The sequence below is a fragment of the Pseudomonas citri genome, assembly GCF_025336485.1.
Classification (GTDB): Bacteria; Pseudomonadota; Gammaproteobacteria; order Pseudomonadales; family Pseudomonadaceae; genus Aquipseudomonas; species Aquipseudomonas citri.
Window position 1 is genome coordinate 11901 of sequence record NZ_JAODAB010000031.1, and the last position, 22412, is coordinate 34312.

19 protein-coding genes are annotated in these 22412 nt (G+C 62.4%); 6 read left to right on the forward strand and 13 right to left on the reverse strand.

What is annotated here, in order from left to right:
* Positions 1-8: 8 nt before the first annotated feature.
* From N4Q37_RS24450 to coxB, 3 genes are all read right to left on the reverse strand, one after another.
* Complete coding sequence (locus tag N4Q37_RS24450) at positions 9-560, reverse strand: cytochrome c oxidase assembly protein (RefSeq protein WP_260962474.1); 552 nt, start codon at positions 558-560, stop codon at positions 9-11.
* Positions 561-586: 26 nt separating this feature from the next.
* Positions 587-2179: a cytochrome c oxidase subunit I gene (gene ctaD, locus N4Q37_RS24455; RefSeq protein WP_260962476.1), complete on the reverse strand. Its 1593-nt coding sequence runs from the start codon at positions 2177-2179 to the stop codon at positions 587-589.
* Positions 2180-2261: 82 nt separating this feature from the next.
* The gene (gene coxB, locus N4Q37_RS24460) at positions 2262-3389 is read right to left on the reverse strand and encodes a cytochrome c oxidase subunit II (RefSeq protein WP_260962477.1); all 1128 of its coding nucleotides are present in this window, start codon (positions 3387-3389) and stop codon (positions 2262-2264) included.
* A 375-nt stretch (positions 3390-3764) separates the two neighbouring features.
* On the opposite strand from coxB, the gene N4Q37_RS24465 reads away from it, so the two are divergent.
* On the forward strand, positions 3765-4415 hold the full coding sequence (locus tag N4Q37_RS24465) for a hypothetical protein (protein WP_260962479.1): 651 nt from the start codon (positions 3765-3767) through the stop codon (positions 4413-4415).
* Between the two features lie 210 nt (positions 4416-4625).
* Here the strand turns inward: N4Q37_RS24465 and N4Q37_RS24470 are convergent, their stop codons facing one another.
* The 3 genes from N4Q37_RS24470 to N4Q37_RS24480 form a co-directional block, all read right to left on the reverse strand.
* Positions 4626-6155 carry a SulP family inorganic anion transporter gene (locus N4Q37_RS24470; protein WP_260962482.1) on the reverse strand — a complete coding sequence of 510 codons (1530 nt, stop codon included), beginning with the start codon at positions 6153-6155 and terminating at the stop codon, positions 4626-4628.
* A gap of 126 nt (positions 6156-6281) precedes the next feature.
* Positions 6282-7013: a carbonic anhydrase gene (locus N4Q37_RS24475; protein ID WP_260962484.1), complete on the reverse strand. Its 732-nt coding sequence runs from the start codon at positions 7011-7013 to the stop codon at positions 6282-6284.
* A gap of 197 nt (positions 7014-7210) precedes the next feature.
* Positions 7211-8269 carry a PA0069 family radical SAM protein gene (locus N4Q37_RS24480; protein WP_260962486.1) on the reverse strand — a complete coding sequence of 353 codons (1059 nt, stop codon included), beginning with the start codon at positions 8267-8269 and terminating at the stop codon, positions 7211-7213.
* Positions 8270-8459: 190 nt separating this feature from the next.
* On the opposite strand from N4Q37_RS24480, the gene N4Q37_RS24485 reads away from it, so the two are divergent.
* A complete protein-coding gene (locus N4Q37_RS24485; protein WP_260962488.1) occupies positions 8460-9140 on the forward strand; it encodes a phosphatase domain-containing protein in 681 nt (226 codons plus the stop codon).
* Here N4Q37_RS24485 and N4Q37_RS24490 read toward each other — a convergent pair whose 3' ends face one another.
* The 3 genes from N4Q37_RS24490 to prlC form a co-directional block, all read right to left on the reverse strand.
* A complete protein-coding gene (locus tag N4Q37_RS24490) occupies positions 9141-11132 on the reverse strand; it encodes a M3 family metallopeptidase (protein ID WP_260962489.1) in 1992 nt (663 codons plus the stop codon). It lies immediately after the preceding gene.
* 115 nt (positions 11133-11247) lie between these two features.
* Positions 11248-11526, reverse strand: coding sequence for a YheV family putative zinc ribbon protein (locus N4Q37_RS24495; protein WP_260962490.1), 279 nt, complete (start codon positions 11524-11526; stop codon positions 11248-11250).
* Positions 11523-13574 carry an oligopeptidase A gene (prlC, locus tag N4Q37_RS24500; protein WP_260962492.1) on the reverse strand — a complete coding sequence of 684 codons (2052 nt, stop codon included), beginning with the start codon at positions 13572-13574 and terminating at the stop codon, positions 11523-11525. Before prlC ends, N4Q37_RS24495 begins: the two co-directional genes overlap by 4 nt.
* Positions 13575-13673: 99 nt before the next feature.
* Between prlC and N4Q37_RS24505 the strand changes: the two genes are divergently transcribed.
* Together N4Q37_RS24505 and N4Q37_RS24510 are read left to right on the forward strand one after the other, a co-directional pair.
* Complete coding sequence (locus tag N4Q37_RS24505; RefSeq protein WP_260962493.1) at positions 13674-14219, forward strand: gamma carbonic anhydrase family protein; 546 nt, start codon at positions 13674-13676, stop codon at positions 14217-14219.
* A 28-nt stretch (positions 14220-14247) separates the two neighbouring features.
* Positions 14248-14898, forward strand: a complete 651-nt coding sequence (locus N4Q37_RS24510; RefSeq protein ID WP_260962496.1) for an HAD family hydrolase — start codon at positions 14248-14250, stop codon at positions 14896-14898.
* 38 nt (positions 14899-14936) lie between these two features.
* Here N4Q37_RS24510 and N4Q37_RS24515 read toward each other — a convergent pair whose 3' ends face one another.
* From N4Q37_RS24515 to aspA, 4 genes are all read right to left on the reverse strand, one after another.
* Positions 14937-15929 carry an AraC family transcriptional regulator gene (locus tag N4Q37_RS24515; protein ID WP_260962498.1) on the reverse strand — a complete coding sequence of 331 codons (993 nt, stop codon included), beginning with the start codon at positions 15927-15929 and terminating at the stop codon, positions 14937-14939.
* 150 nt (positions 15930-16079) lie between these two features.
* Entirely contained in the window at positions 16080-17084 is a 1005-nt protein-coding gene (locus tag N4Q37_RS24520) for an asparaginase (protein ID WP_260962500.1), read from the reverse strand.
* 132 nt (positions 17085-17216) lie between these two features.
* Positions 17217-18665 (reverse strand): alanine/glycine:cation symporter family protein, encoded by a 1449-nt coding sequence (locus N4Q37_RS24525; protein ID WP_260962502.1) that lies wholly within the window; start codon positions 18663-18665, stop codon positions 17217-17219.
* 479 nt (positions 18666-19144) lie between these two features.
* Complete coding sequence (aspA, locus tag N4Q37_RS24530; protein WP_260962504.1) at positions 19145-20569, reverse strand: aspartate ammonia-lyase; 1425 nt, start codon at positions 20567-20569, stop codon at positions 19145-19147.
* Between the two features lie 181 nt (positions 20570-20750).
* Between aspA and N4Q37_RS24535 the strand changes: the two genes are divergently transcribed.
* Entirely contained in the window at positions 20751-21668 is a 918-nt protein-coding gene (locus N4Q37_RS24535) for a LysR substrate-binding domain-containing protein (RefSeq protein ID WP_260962506.1), read from the forward strand.
* 243 nt (positions 21669-21911) lie between these two features.
* Positions 21912-22403 carry a 5-(carboxyamino)imidazole ribonucleotide mutase gene (gene purE, locus N4Q37_RS24540; protein ID WP_003196369.1) on the forward strand — a complete coding sequence of 164 codons (492 nt, stop codon included), beginning with the start codon at positions 21912-21914 and terminating at the stop codon, positions 22401-22403.
* The last annotated feature ends 9 nt before the right edge of the window (positions 22404-22412 follow it).

Below are 22412 nucleotides of genomic sequence, written 5' to 3' on the forward strand. Positions count from 1 at the left end.
CGGGCACGCTATCGGTCAGTGTTTAGAGCCACCGGTGGATGACGAGCGGTGATATCGAACAGCGTGTAGGACAGCGTCAGGTGCTTCACTTCCTTGGGCATGTCCCGGTCGACGATGAAGCGCATGGGCATTTCGATGCGTTCGCCGGGTTGCAGCACTTGCTGGGTAAAGCAGAAACATTCGGTCTTGTGGAAATACGCCGCCGCGGTGCTCGGCGAGATGCTCGGCACCGCCTGGGCGCTCATTGGCCGGTCGGTGGGGTTGTGGGCGACGAACACCATCTCGTTCACCGCCCCCGGCTTGACCACCAACTGGTCGCCCTTGGGGAAGAAGTCCCAAGGCATGTCCACCGCGTTGGTCGACAGGAACTGCACACGCACCTGCCGCGACTCATCGACGGTCTGCTCGCCTTCGTACTGCCCGGCGGTCTTGCCGTTGATGCCGAACGCCTTGCACATCACGTCGTAGATCGGCACCAGGGCAAACCCGAAGACGAACATGGCTGCCACCACGATCAGCAGGCGGGTGACCAGTTTCTTCAGCGAAATCGAGTCAGCCATGGCTTCCCATCCTCAGCACGTGTCATTTATTTCACGTCCGGCGGTGTCGTGAAGGTGTGATACGGCGCTGGCGACGGCACGCTCCACTCCAGGCCTTGGGCCCCGTCCCACGGCTTGGCCGGTGCAGGCGCGCCGCCACGGATGGTCTTGATCACGATGAACAGGAAGAACAGCTGCGTGGTGCCGAACATGAACGCACCGATGGACGAGACCATGTTGAAGTCGGCGAATTGCAGGTTGTAGTCCGGGATCCGCCGGGGCATGCCCGCCAGGCCGACGAAGTGCATCGGGAAGAACGCCATGTTCATCCCGATGAACGACAGCCAGAAGTGCAGCTTGCCGAGGGTTTCGTCGTACATGTGGCCGGTCCATTTCGGCAGCCAGTAGTAGGCCGAGGCGAAGATCCCGAAGATCGCGCCGGGCACCAGTACGTAGTGGAAGTGTGCGACCACGAAGTAGGTGTCCTGGTACTGGAAGTCCGCCGGGGCGATCGCCAGCATCAGCCCGGAGAAGCCGCCGATGGAGAACAGGATCACGAACGCCACGGCAAACAGCATCGGCGTCTCGAAGGTCAGTGAGCCTTGCCACATGGTGCTGGCCCAGTTGAACACCTTCACCCCGGTGGGCACGGCGATCAGCAGGGTGGCGTACATGAAGAACAGCTCGCCCACCAACGGAATGCCGACCACGAACATGTGGTGCGCCCAGACGATGAACGACAGGAACGCAATGGCCGCCGTGGCGTAGACCATCGAGGTGTAGCCGAACAGCGGCTTGCGCGAGAAGGCCGGGATGATCGAGCTGACGGCGCCGAAGGCCGGCAGGATCATGATGTACACCTCGGGGTGGCCGAAGAACCAGAACACGTGCTGGAACAGCACCGGGTCACCGCCGCCGGCGGCACTGAAGAAGCTGGTGCCGAAGTGGATGTCCATCAGCATCATCGTCACGCAGCCGGCCAGCACCGGCATCACCGCGATCAGCAGGAACGCGGTGATCAGCCAGGTCCAGACGAACAGCGGCATTTTCATCAGGGTCATGCCAGGGGCGCGCAGGTTGAGGATGGTGGCGATCACGTTGATCGCGCCCATGATCGAACTGATGCCCATCATGTGGATGGCGAAGATGAAGAACGTCACGCTTTCCGGTGCATAGGTGGTGGACAGCGGGGCGTAGAAGGTCCAACCGAAGTTCGGCCCGCCGCCCGGCGTGAACAGCGTCGAGACCAGCAGCAGGAACGCCGCCGGCAACAGCCAGAAGCTGAAGTTGTTCATGCGCGGCAGGGCCATGTCCGGCGCGCCGATCATCAGCGGGATCATCCAGTTGGCGAGGCCGACGAACGCCGGCATCACCGCGCCGAAGACCATCACCAGGCCATGCATGGTGGTCATCTGGTTGAAAAACGCCGGCTCCACGATCTGCAGGCCGGGCTGGAACAGCTCGGCGCGGATCACCATGGCGAACGAACCGCCGAGCAGGAACATCGAGAAGGCGAACCACAGGTACAGCGTGCCGATGTCCTTGTGGTTGGTGGTCAGTACCCAGCGCATCAGGCCCTTGGCCGGGCCGTGGGCGTGGTCGGCACCGGCATGGCCGTGCTCATCGATCACAGCACTCATGTCCTGTCTCCTTCGAACGAATGGGCTGGACGGCGCGGGGCACTGAGCCCCGACCGGTTACGGAAACGCAGCTCAGGCCGGTTCATTTGCTTTCCGCCTGTTTGAGTTCCAGCACTTCTTTAGGCGTGACCATGTCGCCCTTGTTGTTGCCCCAGGCGTTGCGTTCATAGGTCACGACGGCGGCGATATCGACTTCCGACAGTTGTTTGCCGAACGCGGCCATGGCGGTGCCGGGCTTGCCATGGAAGACCAGGCTCAGGTGATCCGCCTTGGGACCGGTGGCGATTTTCGAGCCCTTGAGTGCCGGGAACATCGGTGGCAGGCCCTGGCCTTCGGCCTGGTGACAGGCCACGCAGGTGGTGTGGTAGACCTTGTCGCCACGTTCCTTGAGCTCTTCCAGGGTCCATTCCTTGCTGGTCAGCTCTTTGAGCTGCGCGGCTTCGGCCTTGCGCTCGGCCAGCCATTTCTCGTAGTCGGGCTTGCTCTTGACCTCCACCACGATGGGCATGAAGCCGTGATCCTTGCCGCACAGCTCGGCGCATTGGCCGCGATACAGGCCGGGCTTGTCGATGCGGGTCCAGGCTTCGTTGACGAACCCCGGGATCGCATCGCGCTTGACCGCGAACGCCGGCACCCACCAGGAGTGGATCACGTCGGCGGAGGTCACCAGAAAGCGCACCTTGGCGTCGACCGGCAGCACCAGCGGCTTGTCGACCTCCAGCAGGTAATGCTCGCCCTTGGCGCTCTGGTTATGGATCTGTTCGGCGGGTGTGGCCAGGTTGCTGAAGAACTCGACGTCCTGGCCCAGGTATTTGTAGTGCCATTTCCATTGATAGCCAGTGATCTGGATATCGATGTCCGATTCGCTGGAGTCGTACATCTTGATCAGGGTGGCGGTGGCCGGAATCGCCATGGCCACCAGGATGATGAAGGGCACGATGGTCCAGAGGATCTCGACGCGGGTGTTTTCATGGAAATGCGCGGCGTTCTGGCCGGTGGAGCGGCGGTGCATCATCATCGACCAGAACATGGCGCCGAAGACGATGAGGCCGATGACCACGCAAATCCAGAAGATGGTCATGTGCAGGTCGAAGACTGCGTTGCTGATCTGTGTCGCTCCAGGCGCCATATTCACAGTCCAGGCCGCTTGTGCCGGACTGAAAATCGACCACAACAGGAGGCCCATCCATACGTGTGGATGTCGCGTCATTGCGGGTTCCCCTTATCGTTCTTGTTATCCCGTAGGCGTAACGCCTGCGGCAAGGGCGAGCGGCTCCATCAGACTGCGAACTCCACCGCCGTGCCTTGCTGCTTGTGCATCGGGTGTCATCAGCTAACTCCATTCAAGACCGAGTATAGACAGCGACTGCAACCTCGCAACGCGATGGCGTAAATCGTTTGAAACAGACAGGGCTTGCGCCAGGGCCCTCGGATGGAAAAGGATGCTCACCTGTGTGATGGCAAATGGATATAGCTGCTGTGCATCAAGGAAGGGGTTGTTTATGAAAAATGGGTCTTAGGAGTGTCTTTTTGCCAGCTAAGTTATGTCTTCCCTCTTTCATTGCCTTTGTTTCCTGGAGTTGTCATGAACACCGCCGCATTGCGCGAGCAGATCCAAAAAGCCCAACAACATGAAGCCCAGACCGGTCAGTTGACCCGTCAGCTGCAAACCCAGTTGCCCAGCCTGCACCGTGCGATCCAACTGCCAGAGGCGAACGCCAACGCCGTCCTGGCGCGTTTTGTTTGCGCCTACATCGATGAAGTGCCTGATTTGCTGGATGCGGCCAATGAAGTAGCGAGGGAAGCGGGCATCGAGTCGCAGATCAAGCCGGTGCTGAAGATCGCCGAACAGTATTTCCTCCAGCCGCCGGCGATCATGGTCGGCCATGTCGGCCATGTCGGCCTGCTGGACGAAGCCTACCTGGCGCATCGGTTCGTCGAAGAGGTCAATGATCTGTACATCAAGCATTTCGGCCAGCCACTGATCCCCTTGGACATGACGGTCGCCAACCTGATCGCCCACCAGTTGATCGGCGAGGAATTTGCCAACCAGCTCGATGAAGTGGTGCACCACGCCTTCGATGAAATGCTCAACGAAGAAACGTTCGCCCTGGAGTCGGTGGAGACCTACCGCGAGAAACTGAGCAGCCCCCACACCGGCGCCGCCTGGAAGCGCTGGCCGTGCATGTCCCGCCGCTTGGGCGTGGGCCTGGAGCTGGAGCCGCCTGCGGCTTGACCCACTGAAATATCGGATGTCCAAAAAACCTGTGGAAGCGAGCAAGCCCGCTGCCACAGGGGTTCCGGATGTCCTTGGGGTCGGTGTACATCACCGATCGATCCCCTGTGGGAGCAAAGCTTGCTCGCGACAGCGGTGGTTCAGTCGGCACTGGTGGTAAATGTGCCGCCGTTCGCGAGCAAACCCGCTACCGCATTATCCGGGGGGGGGTTATCCCGTCATTGCCCCCATTCCCACCGTCGTCCGCAACCGCCCTTCCAGCCGACGCTTGAGCCCACGGGATTCGATCAACAGCTTCGAACCTTTGCTGGCATTGGCCCGGCCCCATTCCTCCAGCAACTCCAGGCACGAGTGGTCGATGTAGCTCAGGTTGTTGAGCGGCACATGCACGGTCGCGCCAGCGGGGATGCTGCCCAGTACCTGGGTCAGCGCCGGGACCTTGAGGAATGTCGCCGCGCCCACCAGGCGCAGTTCCATCTCGCCTTCCTCGGGCAGATCGACCAGGCTGATTTTCAGGCGCGAAGCTTTCCAGGCGAGCTTGACCAGCGTGAGGCCAAAACCGATCAGTACGCCCGTGAGCAAGTCGGTGAAGATGATCGCCAGGGCCGTCGCCGCGTAGGTGAACATCGGCATCCGGCCATAACGACCCAGATTGCGGAACGCCTTGAGATCCACCAGTTTGAAACCGGTGTACACCAGCACACCCGCCAGGCTCGCCACCGGAATGCTTTGCAACACGCTGGACAGCAACAGCACGAAGAGCAGCAACCACAGGCCGTGGAAAATCGTCGACATCCGCGTGGTGGCTCCGGCCTGGACGTTGGCCGAGCTGCGCACGATCACGCCGGTCATCGGCAAGGCACCGAGCAGGCCGCAGAGCATGTTGCCGATACCCTGTGCGGAGAGTTCGCGGTCAAAGTCCGCGCGCTCGCCATTGTGCATGCGATCCACGGCGGCAGCCGACAGCAGGGTCTCGGCGCTGGCGATGAAGGCCACGGCGAACGCGGCGACCAGCAACGTCGGGTCGGCCAGGTTCAGCAGGTCCGTTGGACGCAGCCAGTCGATGGCTTCGGCCAGGTTGTCCGGAACCTCCACGCGCTTGACCTGCAAGGCCAGCACCAGGCTGGCGATGGTCGCCAGGCCCACGCCCAGCAAGGCGCCGGGAATGAAGCGCAGGCTGTGGGGACGAAGTTTTTCCCACAGCCACATCACGGCAATCGTCGACAGGCCGAGCAGGCCGGCCTGCCAGCCGAAGGACGGCAAGGCCTGGGCCACCGCCGCCGGGAACGCCGCCAGGTTATCCAGCCCCGAGGGCTTGGGCGCCGCGTCGAGCATGACATGGACTTGCGACAGCACGATCAGTACACCGATACCGGCCAGCATGCCGTAGACCACGGCAGGCGCGGTCACGCGAAACCAGCAACCCAGGCGAAAGCGCCCGGCGAGCAATTGCAGGAAACCGGCCAGCAGCAGGATCGGCCCGAGCATGGTCACGCCGTGCTGGCGCACCAGTTCGAAGACCAATACCGCCAGCCCGGCGGCCGGGCCACTGACTTGCAGCTTCGAACCGGCCAGAAAACCCACCACCAGGCCACCGACGATGCCGGTGATCAGGCCTTTGGCCGGCGGCAGGCCCGAGGCGATGGCAATGCCCATGCACAAGGGCAGCGCCACCAAGAACACAACCACCGAAGCCAGCAGCTCCCGTGGCAGAACAGCTTTTGATTGAGCGGCACGCATGGCGACTCTCCCGAAGTTTTCTTCAGGCATGGCAAGGCCTACCCGCCCGAAGGCAGGTTGGCTTGAACCACGCAGGTTTAGGTTTTGTACGAAGGTTGCGGCTTTTCGTACAAACCCTCGGAGCGGTTAGAAGCGCGCTTTGGGCGTCGCTACCGGTATCGGATGGCTGCCATCGAGCGGCCGGAAACAATTCTGCTCCGCGTCAAAGGCTTTGATCTCGCTGGTTTCGATGTTGTACACCCAGCCATGGATGAACAACTGGCCGCTGGCCATGCGAGAGGCCACCGAGGGGTGCGTGCGCAAATGCTGCAACTGTGCGATCACGTTTTCTTCGGTGAGGATGGGCATGGTCTGTTTTTCGTCGCCGCAAGGGCAATTGTCATGGACCATGGTCTTGGCGACTTCGGCGTGGCGTAGCCACGCCTTGACCGTCGGCATCTTTTCCAGGGTGTCGGGGTTGAGTACCGCGCGCATGGCGCCGCAATCGGAATGGCCGCAGACAATGATGTGTTGTACACCGAGGGCCAGCACGGCGTATTCGATGGCGGTGGAGACGCCACCGTTCATTTGTCCGTACGGTGGCACGACATTGCCGACGTTACGGGTCACGAACAGGTCGCCGGGGGAGCTGTGGGTGATCAACTCGGGCACGATGCGCGAGTCTGCGCAGGTGATGAACATTGCCCTGGGTTTCTGGGCGGTGGCGAGTTTCTTGAAGAGTTCTTCCTGCTGGGGAAAGATCTCGTGATGGAAATGCATAAAGCCGTCAACGATATGCCGCAGCGCTGCATCGGCGGTCTCCGCCTCTGGTTGGGCTGAAGCCGACGCAGCCAACGGCTGTTTATCCTTGTCACTCATGATTCATCCTCTTTGAGGCGCCAGTGGCTGGTTAAAAAATGTCCAGGTCGACATCTACGACCCGTCAGTCACTCGCTGAACAAGGTAGCGGCCGAAACTTAACTCAAACTGAAATCGGAGGCTCTAGATCAACGATTACAAGGGTGGCAAAACGCTGGCGCGGATCAGCGCCACGCAGGCCACCACGTCAACTTTAATCAAATCAACGGCATCTGTCGGCCCGGCGGACAAAAGGCGTCGCAATCGAGACGGTAACCTTCGCGTCGATCGAGCCCCAGGCGCTTGAGGGCCCGGCTGAAACGCTGGGCCAGCAGGTCGGCGAAAGGCCCCTCGCCACGCATCCGCGTACCGAACTGGCTGTCGTACAGCTCGCCGCCACGGCTCTGGCGCACCAGGCTCAACACATGGGCGGCGCGCTGCGGGTAATGCGCCTGCAACCACTCCTCGAACAGCGGCGCGACCTCCAACGGCAGGCGCAGCATGACGTAGGCGGCCTGCTGCGCGCCGGCGGCGTGGGCCTCGCTGAGCAGGCGCTCGATCTCGCTGTCGTTGATCATCGGGATCATCGGCGCGCACAGCACCCCCACGGGAATACCCGCTTCACGCATGACCCTGATCGCCCGCAACCGCGCCTTGGGCGCCGCCGCGCGGGGTTCGAGGATGCGCTTGAGTTCATCGTCCAGGGTGGTGAGGCTGATCATCACGTGGACCAGGCGTCGTTGCGCCAGCTCGGCCAGCAGGTCCAGGTCACGGAGGATCAGCGAACCCTTGGTGACGATGGTCAGCGGATGCCGATAACGCAGCAGTACTTCGAGAATCCGCCGGGTTATCCGCTGTTCGCGCTCGATCGGCTGATAGGGATCGGTGTTGGAGCCCAGCGCGATTGGCGCGCATCGGTAGCCGCGTCGAGACAGCTGTTCTTCCAGCACGTCGGCGGCGTTGGTCTTGGCGATCAGCTTCGTTTCGAAATCCAGCCCCGGCGACAGGTCCCAATAGGCATGGCTGGGTCGCGCATAGCAGTAGATGCAGCCGTGCTCGCAACCCCGGTAAGGATTGATCGAGCGATCGAAGGGAATGTCCGGCGAGGTGTTGCGGGCGATGATGGTCTTCGCTTTCTCGATGCGCACCTCGGTGCCTTGGGTCGCTGGCACTTCCTGGTACCAGCCGTCATCCTCGGCCACCGAGCGATTCGGCGCGAAGCGGTTGTGCGGGTTGGTGGCGGTGCCGCGGCCACGGGGTGGAAGAGAGGCTGACATGGGCAAACTCCGATTGCTGTATGTGCATACAGTATTCGTTGAAGTCGAATCCGGCCAGTGCCGTTGGGCGGCCCGTCCAGCCGGGTGGGGCCAGGCGACAATTCACGACGCTTTGACGTCCTCCTTACAGGTTTTTAACGGGGGCTGGCTGAAACTGGACGCTTGAACCTTTCGTTTCGGTCGCCCCTGCATGCTCAAATTCTGTTTCCGTTCCTTGCTGTGCCTGGCGTTGTTCATCGGGGGTGTCGAGTCGCCGGTCCAGGCGGCTGATGAGGTTGAGGCGAGGCCCGCCGATTGGGCCCAACCGGTGGAAAAAAGCTACAACCTCTACCGGATGTCACCCACGCTCTATCGCAGCTCCCTGCCGGACGGCGGCGCCCTGCCGCTGTTGGCAAAACTCAGGATCGGCACCGTCATCACCTTCCTGCCGGAGTCGGACAAGCGCTGGCTGTCCAGCCCCGGCATCGAGCAAGTGCAGTTGCCCTACCGCACCAATCACGTCGACGACAGCGACATCCTCAGGGCCCTGCGCGCGATCCAGGCGGCCGAAGCCAAGGGCCCGGTGCTGATGCACTGCAAGCATGGTTCGGACCGCACCGGATTGGTCGCCGCCATGTACCGGGTGGTGGTCCAGGGCTGGAGCAAGGAAGATGCATTGAACGAAATGACCGAGGGTGGTTTCGGGGACAGCCATCACTTCAAGGACGGCGTTCGCTACATGATGCAGGCCGATGTCGACAAACTGCGCACAGCATTGGCAAACGGCGATTGCAGCACCAGCGTTTTTGCACTGTGTTCCTTGCAAAGCTGGGTCAACTCGACCACGACATCGTCACACCTCGATCCTCAGGCGGCCCTTCCCAAGCCATGATCAGCGACTGTCCAGGAATGCCTGGATGGACTCGGTCAGCGGCCGCGAATCGCCTGGCCCGAATATCGTCTCGCGCAGTGCCTGGCCGGTTTTCCGATTGAACAACCCGTCGCGCTTGAACCGCTGGAACACGGTTTTCGCCCGCTCCCTGGACCAGGCGTAGGCATAGATGCCGGCGGCATAGCCGGTCACCAGATAGTCCAGGCCATTGGGCCAGCGCTCGCCGGGCCACACGGGCAGGTGCCCGACCTCTGCGCTGACTTGATCGAATACCTGCTGGGCGGTGCGGCCGTCGCCGTGGCTGCGGTGCAATTCCATGTCGAACAGCGCATCACGCAGGAATGCGGCGGTGTCCCAACTGGTCTGGGTGTCGAGGTAAACCAGCAACTGTTCGGCGATGCCGTCCGGCAGGGGCTCCCCGGTCCGGTAATGTTTCGATACCCGAATCAGGCATGGCTTGGAAAAACACCATTGTTCGAACAGCACCCCGGCGAATTCGGCCGTGTCCCGGGACAGCTCGGAGATGCCCGAGACTTCACGGTATTGCGCGTGGGTCAACAGGTGGTGCAGGCAATGACCGAATTCATGGAAGAGGATCCGCAGTTGCCGATGATCCAGCAACACCGGGTCGCCCCCTGAGCCGCGCGGCAACCAGCCATGCAACACGGCGACCGGATAGCGGGGCCGGCCCTCGGCGGTGATGCGGCGGTTTCGCAGGGTGGTGGTGTTTGGGAAGCCGTCCTGGTCGGCTTTTTCCAGCGGGTCGAAATACAGATAGCCAATGGGCTCGTCCCACTCGCGGACTTCAAACAGCCGCACGTCTGGATGCCAGGTCGCCACATCCTGGCGTTCCACGATGCGCACGCCGAACAGGTCCCTGGCGATCTGCAACAGCTGCGAAAAAGTCGATTCCAGCTCAAACCAGGCGCTGACGGTCTGCTCTGAAACACCTGCCGCTTGCCGCCGTAGCTTTTGCGCCAGGTATGGATAATCCCAAGGCTGGAGGTCGCTGAAGCCTTGCGTCTTGGCGAATGCCTGCAACTGCTCGGTGTCCCGGGCAAATGTGCTGCGTTGCCGGGCAAGCCCTTCATGCAGGAACGACAGCACTTGCTCGGGCGATTCGGCTTGCTCGGACTCGAGGGCCATGTGAGCGTAACTCGGGTAACCCAGCAGGGTGGCGTACCGCTGACGGTCCCTGGACAACTGCGCGAGGACTTCCCCGTTGTCGAACACGCCTGCCTGGGGCCCTTGGTCCGATGCTCGGGTGCTGAAGGCGATGTACATGCGTTTGCGCAGCAGTTGATCATCGGCGTAACGGCTGACGATGCGAAACGATTCCTCGTCGAGTGCCAGCCGCCAGCCCTTGTGTCCAGCCTTGCGGGCCTGCTCAGCCATGCGTTGCTTGAAAGACGCCGGCAGGCCGCTCAATTGGGCTTCGTCGTCGAACGCCTGGTGCCAGGCTTTGTTGGCCTCGTGCAAGTGTTCCTGGAACAGGCTCCGGGCGCCCTGGATGCGCAGCATCAGGTCTCCCAGCTCCGCCGGTGCGTCGTGGGCCAATCCGTTCTGGCGAAACTGCCGGAGGACTTTTTCCAGTGCGCGTTTTCTCGCCGGTGTGAAATGCCTGGCGATCTGGCTGTTCGCCAATCGCTGGAAGAGTTGAAACAGTTCGCGATTCTGTTTCAGCGACCGTTGGTAGTCGTGCAGGCGCTCGCTGCAATCGAGGGACGCCTGTGCCCAGTCGGCGCCTGTCCGGCTCAGGGTCAGGCATTCCAGCAAGTAGCCGAAGCCTTTCAAGCGGGCGTGGACCTCATCCATCGCCAGTACGAGGTCGTCCCACGTGGGGAAGGGCGTCTGGGTCTTTATGATCTCGGCGACTTTAGCGCGACTCTCGGCAATGATCTGGTCGAGGGCCGGTGAGAAATGCCTGGCTTGGATCCGGGCGAAAGGGGGCAGGTCATAAGCCTGCAACAGCGGATCGTCATCGTTGGGCATCAGCAGTCTTCCTTGGACTGAACGGGCGGGACAGTCTGGGCAGGAAGCCCTGCGGCGGGGCGATATATATGTATCGCTTCCGGGCCGTGGGGCCCGGAAGGTGATACCGGATCATTCAGTCGGTTTTTTTCTTCAACTTGGGGTTGGGGAAAAACTGCACGGCTTGAACCTTGGCGTCCGGCACTTTCAGCGCCGAGGTGTTGACCCGGGTGCCCAATTCCTTGGGCACCGACAGGCCTTGTTCGTTGAGCGTGTCGGAATAACCGCAGGCCACGCATTCGCGGTGCGGCACGCTGTCTTCGTTCCACATCATCAACTTGTCCGGCTCGCTGCACGCCGGGCAGACCGCCCCGGCGATAAAGCGCTTCTTGGTAATCACAGGCCCCTCACTCATGCTGCTGCGTCCTCGGAAAGGCCGCTGTGGCGCAAGAGTGCGTCAATCGAGGGCTCGCGGCCACGGAAGTCGACGAACAGCACCATCGGTTCCTGTGAACCACCACGGGCCAGGATGGCTTCGCGGAAGGCGCGACCGGTGTCGGCGTTGAGCACGCCGTCTTCTTCGAACTTGGAGAACGCATCGGCCGACAACACTTCCGCCCATTTGTAGCTGTAGTAACCGGCCGCGTACCCGCCGGCAAAGATGTGGGCGAAGCTGTTGGGGAAGCGGTTGTAGGCCGGCGGACGCATGACCGACACCTCGTCGCGCACGCCTTCGAGCACTTGCAACACACCGCGACCGTCGCCGTGGGTGGCGTGCAGTTCGAAGTCGAACAGAGAGAATTCCAACTGGCGGACCATCATCAGGCCGGATTGGAAGTTCTTCGCCGCGAGCATTTTCTCCAGCAGGTCCTGGGGCAGCGGCTCGCCGGTTTCGTAATGGCCGGAAATCAGCGCCAGGCCTTCAGGCTCCCAGCACCAGTTCTCCATGAACTGGCTCGGCAGCTCCACGGCATCCCAGGCCACGCCGTTGATGCCGGACACACCGGCGTGTTCGACGCGGGTCAGCAGGTGGTGCAGGCCATGGCCGAACTCGTGGAACAGCGTGGTGACTTCATCGTGGGTCAGCAGCGCCGGTTTGCCGCTGTCGGCCGGGGTGAAGTTGCACACCAGGTTGGCGACCGGGCTTTGCAGCACGCCGCCTTGGGTACGACGACGATCGCGGGCACCGTCCATCCAGGCACCGCCCCGCTTGTTGGCGCGGGCATAGAGGTCGAAGAAGAAGCGGCCGACGTGCTGGCCGTTTTCCTTGATTTCGAAGAGGCGCACGTCCGGGTGCCAGCTGTCGAAGCCTTTCAGCTCGGCGATTTCGATGCCGTAGAGGCGTTGCACGATGGCGAACAGGCCGCCCAGCACCTTGTCGATCGGGAAGTATGCGCGCAGGGCTTCCTGGGCGACGCTGTAGCGCTGTTGGCGCAGTTTTTCGCCATAGAAACCGCTGTCCCAGCTTTGCAGGTCGGGGCAGCCCTGTTCGGCGGCAAACGCCTTCAGCTGCTCCAGGTCCTGGGCGGCGAACGGCTTGCTGCGCTTGGCCAGGTCGCGCAGGAAGCTGAGCACCTGGTCGCTGGATTCGGCCATCTTGGTCGCCAGGCTCAGCTCGGCGAAGTTGGCGAACCCCAGCAGCCCGGCCAGTTCCTGGCGCAGGTCGAGGATCTGTTCCATCACCGGGCCGTTGTCGTTCTGACCAGCGTTCGGGCCCTGGTCCGAGGCGCGGGTGCAGTAGGCCGCGTAGACTTCTTCGCGCAGGGCACGGTCTTCGGCGTAGGTCATCACCGCGTAGTAGCTGGGGAACTCCAGGTTGATCAGCCAGCCGTCCAGTTCCTTGGCCTGGGCGGCGGCGGCCATTTGCGCCTTGGCCGAGTCGGTCAGGCCGGCGAGGGCGGGCTCGTCGGTGATGTGCTTGGTCCAGGCCTGGGTCGCGTCCAGCAGTTGGTTGGAGAAGCGGCTGCCCAGTTCGGACAGTTTGCTTTGCACCTCGGCGTAGCGCTGCTGCTGCTCGGGTGGCAGGTCGATGCCCGACAGGCGGAAATCGCGCAGGGCGTGTTCCAGGATGGTTTTTTGCGCCACGTCGAAACCGCCAGCCTCGGGGCTATTGGCCAGGGCCTCGTAGGCCTGGAACAGCTCGCGGTTCTGGCCCAGTTCGGTGGAGTAGGCGCTGAGCGCCGGCAGGCAGGCCTCGTAGGCCTCGCGCAGTTCCGGGCTGTTGCGCACGGCATTCAGGTGGCTCACCGGGCTCCAGGCGGCCCCCAGGCGATCGTTGAGTTCGTCCATCGCCAACACCAGGCCGGCCCAGGTCGGCTGCTGGCCCTGGTTCTGGAGGATCTGGGCGATGGCGGCACGGTTGTCAGCCAGGATCTGCTCGATGGCCGGTTGCACATGCTCGGCACGGATCGCCGAGAATGGCGGCAGGTCGTAGGGTTGCAAAAGAGGGTTGTTCACGCTCACGGTTGGCACCTTGGCTGGAAGAAACACGGGCCCATCTTAATTACAATCGACGTTCACCGCAGCTAGCAGCGCCTATCAGTAGAAAAGAGAGAGCCTATCGTGACCCTTCGCACGTACCAGAACCACAGCCCACGGCTTGCCCGGGGCGCTTTTGTCGACAGCACCGCGGTGGTGATCGGCGACGTCGAAATCGGCGAAGACAGCTCCGTCTGGCCGCTGACGGTCATTCGCGGCGACATGCACCGCATTCGTATCGGCGCGCGGACCAGTGTCCAGGACGGTTGCGTGTTGCACATTACCCACGCCGGCCCGTTCAACCCGGAAGGCTTCCCGCTGCTGATCGGCGACGATGTGACGATCGCCCACAAGGTCATGCTCCATGGTTGCAGCGTGGGCAGCCGGGTGCTGATCGGCATGGGCAGCATCGTTATGGACGGCGCGGTGGTCGAAGATGATGTGATCATCGGTGCCGGCAGCCTGGTACCGCCGGGCAAGCGGCTGGAGAGTGGCTTCCTGTATGTCGGCAGCCCGGTGAAACAGGCCAGGCCGCTGACGGACAAGGAGCGCGCTTTCTTCACCTACAGCGCGGCGAACTACGTGAAGCTCAAGGACCTGCATCTGGCTGAAGGCTACGACCAGGTCTGAATCGCCCAACCACATTCCAGGAATGTTCATGCATTACCAAACCGTACTCTTCGACCTCGACGGCACCCTCACCGATCCCCGCGAGGGCATCACCCGTTCGATCCAGTTCGCCTTGAGCAAGCTGGGCATCGACGAACCCGACCTGAGCCGCCTCGAACACTTCATCGGCCCACCGCTGTTGCAGGCCTTCATGCAGTTCTATGACTTCGACGAAGCGAAGGCCTGGGAAGCGGTGAACTTCTATCGCGAACGCTTCAAGGTCACCGGCCTTTACGAAAACCGCGTCTTCGACGGCGTCATGCCGCTGCTGGAAACCCTGGGCGGCCAAGGGCGGCAGCTATACATCGCCACCTCCAAACCCTGGGTGTTTGCCCGGGAAATCGCCCGCCATTTCGACTTCGCCCGCCACTTCAAAGTGATCTACGGCAGCGAACTGGACGGCACCCGCACCAACAAGGTCGAGCTGATCGCCCATCTTATGGCAGAAGAAGGCCTCGACCCGGCCAGCACCCTGATGATCGGCGACCGCAAACACGACCTGATCGGCGCCCGCAGCAATGGCCTGGATGCTGCAGCGGTGGGGTATGGGTTTGGCAGCCGTGAAGAGTTGAGTGCAGAGAGTCCGGCTTATCATTTCCAGACGGTGGATGAATTGCATCGGGCGTTTTTGCGGGGCTAGTGCTATCGCCATCGCGGGCAAGCCTTGCCCACAGAGGTTCAAGGCCTGAACTGACTTGGCGCCACGCCGCTCCAGCGTACGAAGGCGTGGCGGAAGCTGGCGGTTTCGCTGAAGCCCAGTCGTTCGGCGATTTGGTAGATCGGCAGTTGGTCCTCGCAGAGCATCTGCTTGGCCCGTTCGAAGCGCAGTTCGTCCAGCAGTTCCTGGTAGCTGCAGCCCAGGTCCTTGAGGTGGCGGCGCAAGGTGCGCGCCGAGCAGTTCATCTGTTCGGCCAGGCCTTCCAGCCCGGGGGCTGCGTCCAGTTGGGCGTCGAGCAGTTGGCGGATGCGTCCCAGCCAGGCCTGGCGCCCGGTGAATTCGGTGTTCTGCCGACGGCAGCGTTCGGCCATGGCGTGGTGGGTGATGGGGTCGGCCAGCGGCAAGGGTTGTTCGAGCCAGTGTCGGTCGAAGGCGAAAGCGTTATCGGTGCAGTCGAAGCGTACCGGGCAATCGAACAGCGCGGCGTAGCGCGCCTGGTAGTCGGGCGCGGGGTGTTCGAAGCGAGCAGCGCGCAATGGCAGCGCATGGCCCAGCAGGTCATTGCAGATGACCTTCAGCGAAACCATGCAGAATTCGGCGTTGAACACCGCCAGGGCCGGGTTCTCCCGATAATCGCTGGCGCTGAACCAGATGCGCTCGCCGTCATCTTCAAGGTTCAGTTCGAAGAGTGTTCCCAATAACGCCGGATACCGCAGCGCCAGGCGTAAAGCGTCACCTAAGGTGGCACTGGTGAGCAGGGCGTAGCCGAGGATGCCGTAGGACGAAACGTGCATGCGCAAGCCCAGCTCCAGGCCGATGTCGCGCTTGAGGGCCACGGCGTTGGCGCAGACTTGCATCTCCTGGTTGGTGGTAATGCGCGTGTCGGCCCGGCTCAGGTCCGCCGTGCTGATGCCGCTGCCGGCCAGTAACGCATCGCTGGGCAGCCCTTCATTCTTGAAGGTGCTCAGTACCAGTGAAACGGCGTTGAGGGTGGTGAGGTGGGAATGAAGCATGGGTGTTTCCAGTCTGGGGACGCTGGAAATGGAGCAAGTTGTATGCCGAACGGAGATGCCAAGGCCGCTGAGGCTGTGGGAGCAAGCTTTGCTCCCACAGTACTCAATCCCACTGCTCCCAACAGCCCTGCCAGCAGGCTTGGTAATGTGTCAGCTCAGTTCGCCACACAGATCCAGCTCAACCAGCCGCCGAACCTCTTCCACCGGCAACCCGGCGCCGATCAACGCCTGCAATTTGCCGAACGCGGCCTCGCGGGTCATGCCGCCGCCGGACAGCACGCCGACACCACGCAAGCGGCTGCCCGCTTCGTACACGTCCAGCTCCACGCCGCCTTCATGGCATTGGGTCACCGCCACGACCACGACGCCGCGGTCCCGAGCCCGTTCGAGGCTGGCGAGGAAGGCCGGATTGTCGCTCGGGCCGGTGCCGCTGCCATAGCATTCCAGCACCAGGCCCTGGATGCCGCTGCCCAGCAGGCCGTCGAGGATCTCGGCGCTTATGCCGGGAAACAGCGGCAGCGCCGCGATGTTCGCCAGTTGCTTGGGCTGGTCGTAGTTCAACTGCGCCGGCAAGGACGATGCCTTGTTCCCGCCGCCCTGGCGCTCCAGGCGCTTGAACGGGTGACGACCGAAACTGCGCACTTTCGCGCAACGGGTCGGCGCCAGCAGCTCGCCGTGGAAGTACAAGTGAACACCCGGCGCCAGGCCGTGGCCGAGGGCGACCAGCGCGCCGCTGAGGTTTTCCCAGGCATCGCTGTCGGTCACGCCAGCAGGAAGCATCGAACCAGTGAAGCAGACCCGCGCATGCAGGCCGAGCAACTGGAAGCTCATGGCGGCGGCGCTGTAGGCCAGGGTGTCGGTGCCATGCAGGATCAGCACGCTGTCGCAACCTTGCACGTCCACCGCGTCGACCACTGCTTCGCGTAGTTGCTGCCAGTAGGCCGGGGTCATGTTGGCGCTGTCGATCAGCGGCGACATTTCCCTGAAGCGCCATTGTGGGACGACGAGTTCGGGTTGGTTGTTCAGGTAGGCCTGCATGCGCGCTTCGAAGCCGGAGGCTGGGGCCAGGCCATGGGCGCCGATTTGCATGCCGATGGTGCCGCCGGTGTAGAGCACCATGACGTGCTGGGCGGCAGGGTAAGGGGCGGAATTCATTGATGGGTCTCCTGGACGAATACACCTTGCGCCCAGCATGCCTGCGTGCGCAAGGTGTGTCACGTCGAGTGGCAGGACGCCACTCGTTGCGGTCTGTCGCGGCGGGTGGCGGGGAGCCACCCGCCAGGGCGATCAGCGTTGCGTGGCAGGCGCGCCCTGGGCTGCGCCTTGCTCGCGTGGAGCCGATTGGCTTGGGCTGGTCGGCCAGGCCTTCAGGTCTAGGTCCAGATCGGTGAATTTGCTGGAGTCGAACACTGGCTGCTTGACGCCGGCGCGGCGCTGCTCGTCGTAGTCGCGCATCACGCGCAGGCCGACCTTGAACAACATGGCCAGGGCCATCAAGTTGACGAAGGCCAGGCAGGTCATGGTGATGTCGGCGAAGGCGAACACGGTCGAAAGGTCCTGCATCGAACCCCATACCACCAGCGCCAGAACCAGGCCGCGGAAAACCATCAGCACGGCGCGGTTGCGGCTGAGGAACTGCAGGCTGTTCTCGCCCAGGTAGTAGTTATAGAGGATGCAGGTGAAGACGAACAGCGACAGCGCGACGCTGACGAACACGCGGCCCCAGTCACCGACCACGGCGGCCAGCGAGTTCTGGGTCAGGACGATGCCGTCACCTTCGAAGCCCGGGGTGTAGAAGCCCGACAGCAGGATCAGCAGCGCGGTGCAGGTGCAGATCACGAAGGTGTCGAGGAACACGCTGAAGGCCTGGACCACGCCCTGGGCGCCCGGGTGCTTCACGGCGGCCACGGCGGCGACGTTCGGCGCACTGCCCAGGCCTGCTTCGTTGGCGAACACGCCACGCTTTACGCCCATCACGATGGCGCTGCCGAGCAGGCCGCCGAAGGCTGGGTCGAGGCCGAAGGCGCTCTTGAAGATGGTTTCCAGCATGGCTGGCACGTGTTCGATCTGGGTGCCGATCACGTACAGGGTCACGCCGATATAGGCCAGGGTCTTGACCGGTACCAGCAGGTCGGACACCGCGGCGATGCGTTTGATGCCGCCGATGAAGGTGATGGCCAGCAGCACCGCCAGGACGATACCGGTGTGGCGTGGGTCGAAGGCAAAGGCGTTCTGCAGCGAGTGGGTCACGGTGTAGGACTGCAGGCCGATGAAGGCGAAGCCGTAGGTGACCAACAGCAGGATGGAGAACACCACCGCCATGCCTTTCAGCTTCAGGCCGTGCTGGATGTAGTAGGCCGGGCCCCCACGGTACAGGCCGTCGCCGTCGGCGCGCTTGTAGACCTGGGCCAGGGTGCATTCGAAGAAGCTGCTGGACATGCCCACCAGTGCGGTGACCCACATCCAGAACACGGCGCCCGGGCCGCCGAGGGTCACGGCGATGCCGACACCGGCGATGTTACCGGCGCCGACGCGGCCGGCGAGGCTCAGCATCAGGGCCTGGAACGAGCTCAGCTGGCCTGCCTGGCCGTGAAGGGACTCCTTGAAGACACTGAACATGTGGCCGAAATGGCGGAACTGGACGAAGCGCGAGCGGATCGTGAAGTAGCCACCGAGTCCCACAATAAGCAGGATCAGCACTTTCCCTGAAAGGAAGTCGTTGATGACTTCGAGCATGGATTATTCCTCGCTGTTTTTTGTTTAAGCAAATACTGGCCATTGGAAACACCGTGTTACGACGGCCGACAGGCGGCTGGGCAGGTCAAGCGGTGTTTCGTCCCGGTCCATTTCGCGGGTTGTTATTAGTTCGGGTTCGCATGTTTTAAGGGGCGCTTGTTTACGACCACGCATGCGAGAGGGGCGGCACTATACCTGTCAGTGCGGTGCCCGTCTGCACAGTTGTGGTGCATCCGACAAAACGGCCTCTTTAGTTACCTGGCCTTTCGGTCAGGTTCTTGTGGGGCGAGTCGGCCCGTGATGGCTGGCGGCGCGGGGTACAACGGCAGTGCGGCGTCGTTTATCACGAGTGGTCTCGTTCCTACAGGTTCGGTCATCCTTTCGCTATCAATTAAAAAAAGGGCTTGGGGAAGATCCCCAAGCCCTCAAAAGGTGAGAGGTGTCTAGTCCCTCGACCTGGTGAGCGGTGGTCGCATCGATCACGCTTTGAGCGGAACCAGACGCGGGGCAATCATGTTTTCCGGGCGCAGGATGTCGTTGAGCATGGCGTCGTCGAGCAAGCCTTCTTCGCGCACCAGTTCCAGCACGCCGCGGCCACTTTCCAGGGCTACACGGGCGATGCGGGTGGCGTTTTCATAGCCGATGTACGGGTTCAGGGCGGTGACCAGGCCGATCGAGTGTTCGACCAGCTCGCGGCAGCGGGCTTCGTTGGCGGTAATGCCGACGATGCAGTGTTCGCGCAGCATGTCCATGGCCCGTTGCAGCAGGCGGATCGAGTCGAAGATCTTGAAGGCGATCAACGGTTCCATCACGTTCAGTTGCAGTTGGCCGCCTTCGGCTGCCATGGTCAGGGCCAGGTCGTTGCCGATGATCTGGAACGCCACCTGGTTGACTGCTTCAGGGATCACCGGGTTGACCTTGCCGGGCATGATCGAGCTGCCTGGCTGGCGTGCTGGCAGGTTGATTTCGTTGATGCCGGTGCGTGGACCGCTGGACAGCAGGCGCAGGTCGTTGCAGATCTTCGAAAGCTTGACCGCGGTGCGCTTGAGCATGCCGGAGAACAGCACGAAGGCGCCCATGTCGGAAGTGGCTTCGATCAGGTCGGCGGCCGGCACCAGCGGCTGGCCGCTGATGATTGCCAGGCGCTGCACGGCCAGGGCCTGGTAGCGCGGGTCGGCGTTGATGCCGGTGCCGATGGCGGTGCCGCCCAGGTTCACTTCGGTGAGGACTTCAGGCGCCAGGGTCTTGAGGCGTGCCAGGTCTTCGCTCAGGGTGGTGGCGAAGGCGCGGAATTCCTGGCCCAGGGTCATCGGTACGGCGTCTTGCAGCTGGGTGCGGCCCATTTTCAGGACGTGGCTGAATTCTTCACCCTTGGCCGCGAACGCTTGGATCAGGCTATCGAGGCTGGCCAGCAACGCATCGTGGCCCAACAGCAGACCCAGGCGGATCGCGGTCGGGTAGGCGTCGTTGGTGGACTGCGCCATGTTCACGTCGTTGTTGGGGTGCAGGTACTGGTATTCGCCTTTCTGGTGGCCCATGGCCTCCAGTGCGATGTTGGCGATGACTTCGTTGGCATTCATGTTGGTCGACGTGCCAGCGCCGCCCTGGATCATGTCCACCACGAATTCTTCGTGGAAGTCGCCGCGGATCAATCGTGCACAGGCTTCGCTGATTGCTGCGTGCTTGGCTTCGCTGAGTTGGCCCAGCTCGCGGTTGGCGTCAGCGGCGGCCTGTTTGACCATGGCCAGGCCGATTACCAGCTTGGGGTAATGCGAAATCGGGACGCCGGAGAGGCGGAAGTTGTTTACCGCTCGCAGGGTCTGGATGCCGTAGTACGCTTGTGCCGGTACTTCGAGTACGCCAAGCAGGTCTTTTTCTGTGCGGAACGATGCAGCGGAGGACATGATAGAAATCATCTCGATATGGACCCGGGCTGTGCCGGAACGCTGTGAATCCTAGGCTTGCCAAAAAAAATGGGCCAATGCTGTTAAACACTGGCCTATGCATATTCGGCATAATGCCCGTGTGACGCCGGCTCCACGGCGAACGTGTGACCTGTTTTGGTGCGTTTAATGGGAGAACAGCATGAATCTTGAAAGCAAATGGCTGGAGGACTTCAGTGCCTTGGCCGCGACTCGCAGTTTTTCCCAGGCGGCCGAACGACGTTTTGTGACGCAGCCGGCCTTCAGTCGGCGCATCCGCAGCCTGGAGGCGGCGTTGGGGCTGACGTTGGTCAACCGTTCCCGAACCCCGGTCGAGCTGACGGCCGCCGGGCAATTGTTCCTGGTGACGGCGCGTACGGTGGTCGAGCAACTGGGCGAAGTGCTGCGGCATTTGCATCACTTGGAGGGCGGGCAGGGTGAAGTCATCCAGGTGGCGGCCGCCCACTCCCTGGCGTTGGGCTTCTTCCCGCGCTGGATCGCGCAATTGCGCAACGAAGGGATGAACATCGCCACGCGCCTGGTGGCCACCAACGTGGGGGACGCCGTGCATGCCTTGCGTGAAGGCGGTTGTGACCTGATGCTGGCGTTCTATGACCCGGATTCGGCGATGCAGATGGACCCGGAGATTTTCCCTTCGCTGCACCTGGGCCAGACCGAAATGCTGCCGGTGTGTGCTGCTGATGTCGGCGGCAAGCCGCTGTTCGACCTTGAAGGCGAGGCCAGCGTGCCGTTGCTGGCCTACAGCGCCGGCGCGTTCCTCGGTCGTTCGGTGAACCAGTTGTTGCGCCAGCGAGCGCTGCGTTTCACCACGATCTACGAGACTGCCATGGCCGACAGCCTTAAAAGCATGGCCCTGGAAGGCCTGGGCATTGCCTGGGTGCCGCAATTGAGTGTGCGCGCCGAGCTGGCTCGGGGCGAGTTGGTGATCTGCGGTGGCGCGCAGTGGCATGTGCCTTTGGAAATCCGCCTGTACCGCTGCGCCCTGGTGCGCAAGGCCAATGTGCGATTGCTCTGGCGCAAGCTCGAAGGCGGCGTGGCGCAGGGTGTGGCCGGCGCCTGAGGATCCTCCTCGCCACAGGACTTGGGTGTTTTGACGCTGACTTGCGAGTCAATAAAGTCGCCGCTTCGCCAGAAATGACGGATGGTCGCGACAGGGGCTGTTTATCTGCTTCATTGCGGTATACTGCGCGGCCTTCGGCCGGTCCAGATCGGCCATTATTCGTACAACAAGCCACGCCGGTTTCCTGCGTGGCTTGTTGTTTTTTGACGCGCTTGCGGGCGCCCAGAGAGAAGAGGCACGACGATGAGTGCACTGGTTGGCGTGATCATGGGCTCCAAGTCCGATTGGTCCACCCTTAGCCACACCGCCGATATGCTGGAAAAGCTCGGCATTCCTTACGAGGTGAAAGTGGTCTCTGCCCACCGCACCCCGGACCTGCTGTTCCAGTACGCCGAAGAGGCTGAAGCCCGTGGCATCGAGGTGATCATCGCCGGTGCCGGTGGCGCGGCCCACCTGCCAGGCATGTGCGCAGCCAAGACCCACCTGCCGGTGCTGGGCGTGCCGGTGCAGTCGTCGATGCTTTCGGGTGTTGATTCGCTGCTGTCGATCGTGCAGATGCCGGCCGGTATCCCGGTCGCGACCCTGGCCATCGGCAAGGCCGGCGCCATCAACGCGGCCCTGCTGTCGGCGAGCATCCTGGGCGCCAAGCACCCACAGTTTCATACCGTGTTGAAAAAATTCCGCGCTGAGCAGACAGACAGCGTCCTGGACAATCCGGACCCGCGCATTGCCTGAGGTGGTTGA

Bases quoted from the DNA above. Each gene is read 5' to 3' on its own strand.
- N4Q37_RS24520 (WP_260962500.1), bottom strand. From the start codon at position 17,084: ATGAATTCCGCCCCTTACCCTGCCGCCCAGCACGTCATGGTGCTCTAC.
- N4Q37_RS24465 (WP_260962479.1), top strand. From the start codon at position 3,765: ATGAACACCGCCGCATTGCGCGAGCAGATCCAAAAAGCCCAACAACAT.
- N4Q37_RS24495 (WP_260962490.1), bottom strand. From the start codon at position 11,526: ATGAGTGAGGGGCCTGTGATTACCAAGAAGCGCTTTATCGCCGGGGCG.
- N4Q37_RS24470 (WP_260962482.1), bottom strand. From the start codon at position 6,155: ATGCGTGCCGCTCAATCAAAAGCTGTTCTGCCACGGGAGCTGCTGGCT.
- N4Q37_RS24450 (WP_260962474.1), bottom strand. From the start codon at position 560: ATGGCTGACTCGATTTCGCTGAAGAAACTGGTCACCCGCCTGCTGATC.
- ctaD (WP_260962476.1), bottom strand. From the start codon at position 2,179: ATGAGTGCTGTGATCGATGAGCACGGCCATGCCGGTGCCGACCACGCC.
- N4Q37_RS24525 (WP_260962502.1), bottom strand. From the start codon at position 18,665: ATGCTCGAAGTCATCAACGACTTCCTTTCAGGGAAAGTGCTGATCCTG.
- coxB (WP_260962477.1), bottom strand. From the start codon at position 3,389: ATGACGCGACATCCACACGTATGGATGGGCCTCCTGTTGTGGTCGATT.
- N4Q37_RS24535 (WP_260962506.1), top strand. From the start codon at position 20,751: ATGAATCTTGAAAGCAAATGGCTGGAGGACTTCAGTGCCTTGGCCGCG.
- N4Q37_RS24485 (WP_260962488.1), top strand. From the start codon at position 8,460: ATGCTCAAATTCTGTTTCCGTTCCTTGCTGTGCCTGGCGTTGTTCATC.
- aspA (WP_260962504.1), bottom strand. From the start codon at position 20,569: ATGTCCTCCGCTGCATCGTTCCGCACAGAAAAAGACCTGCTTGGCGTA.
- N4Q37_RS24510 (WP_260962496.1), top strand. From the start codon at position 14,248: ATGCATTACCAAACCGTACTCTTCGACCTCGACGGCACCCTCACCGAT.
- N4Q37_RS24475 (WP_260962484.1), bottom strand. From the start codon at position 7,013: ATGAGTGACAAGGATAAACAGCCGTTGGCTGCGTCGGCTTCAGCCCAA.
- N4Q37_RS24490 (WP_260962489.1), bottom strand. From the start codon at position 11,132: ATGCCCAACGATGACGATCCGCTGTTGCAGGCTTATGACCTGCCCCCT.
- N4Q37_RS24515 (WP_260962498.1), bottom strand. From the start codon at position 15,929: ATGCTTCATTCCCACCTCACCACCCTCAACGCCGTTTCACTGGTACTG.
- purE (WP_003196369.1), top strand. From the start codon at position 21,912: ATGAGTGCACTGGTTGGCGTGATCATGGGCTCCAAGTCCGATTGGTCC.
- N4Q37_RS24480 (WP_260962486.1), bottom strand. From the start codon at position 8,269: ATGTCAGCCTCTCTTCCACCCCGTGGCCGCGGCACCGCCACCAACCCG.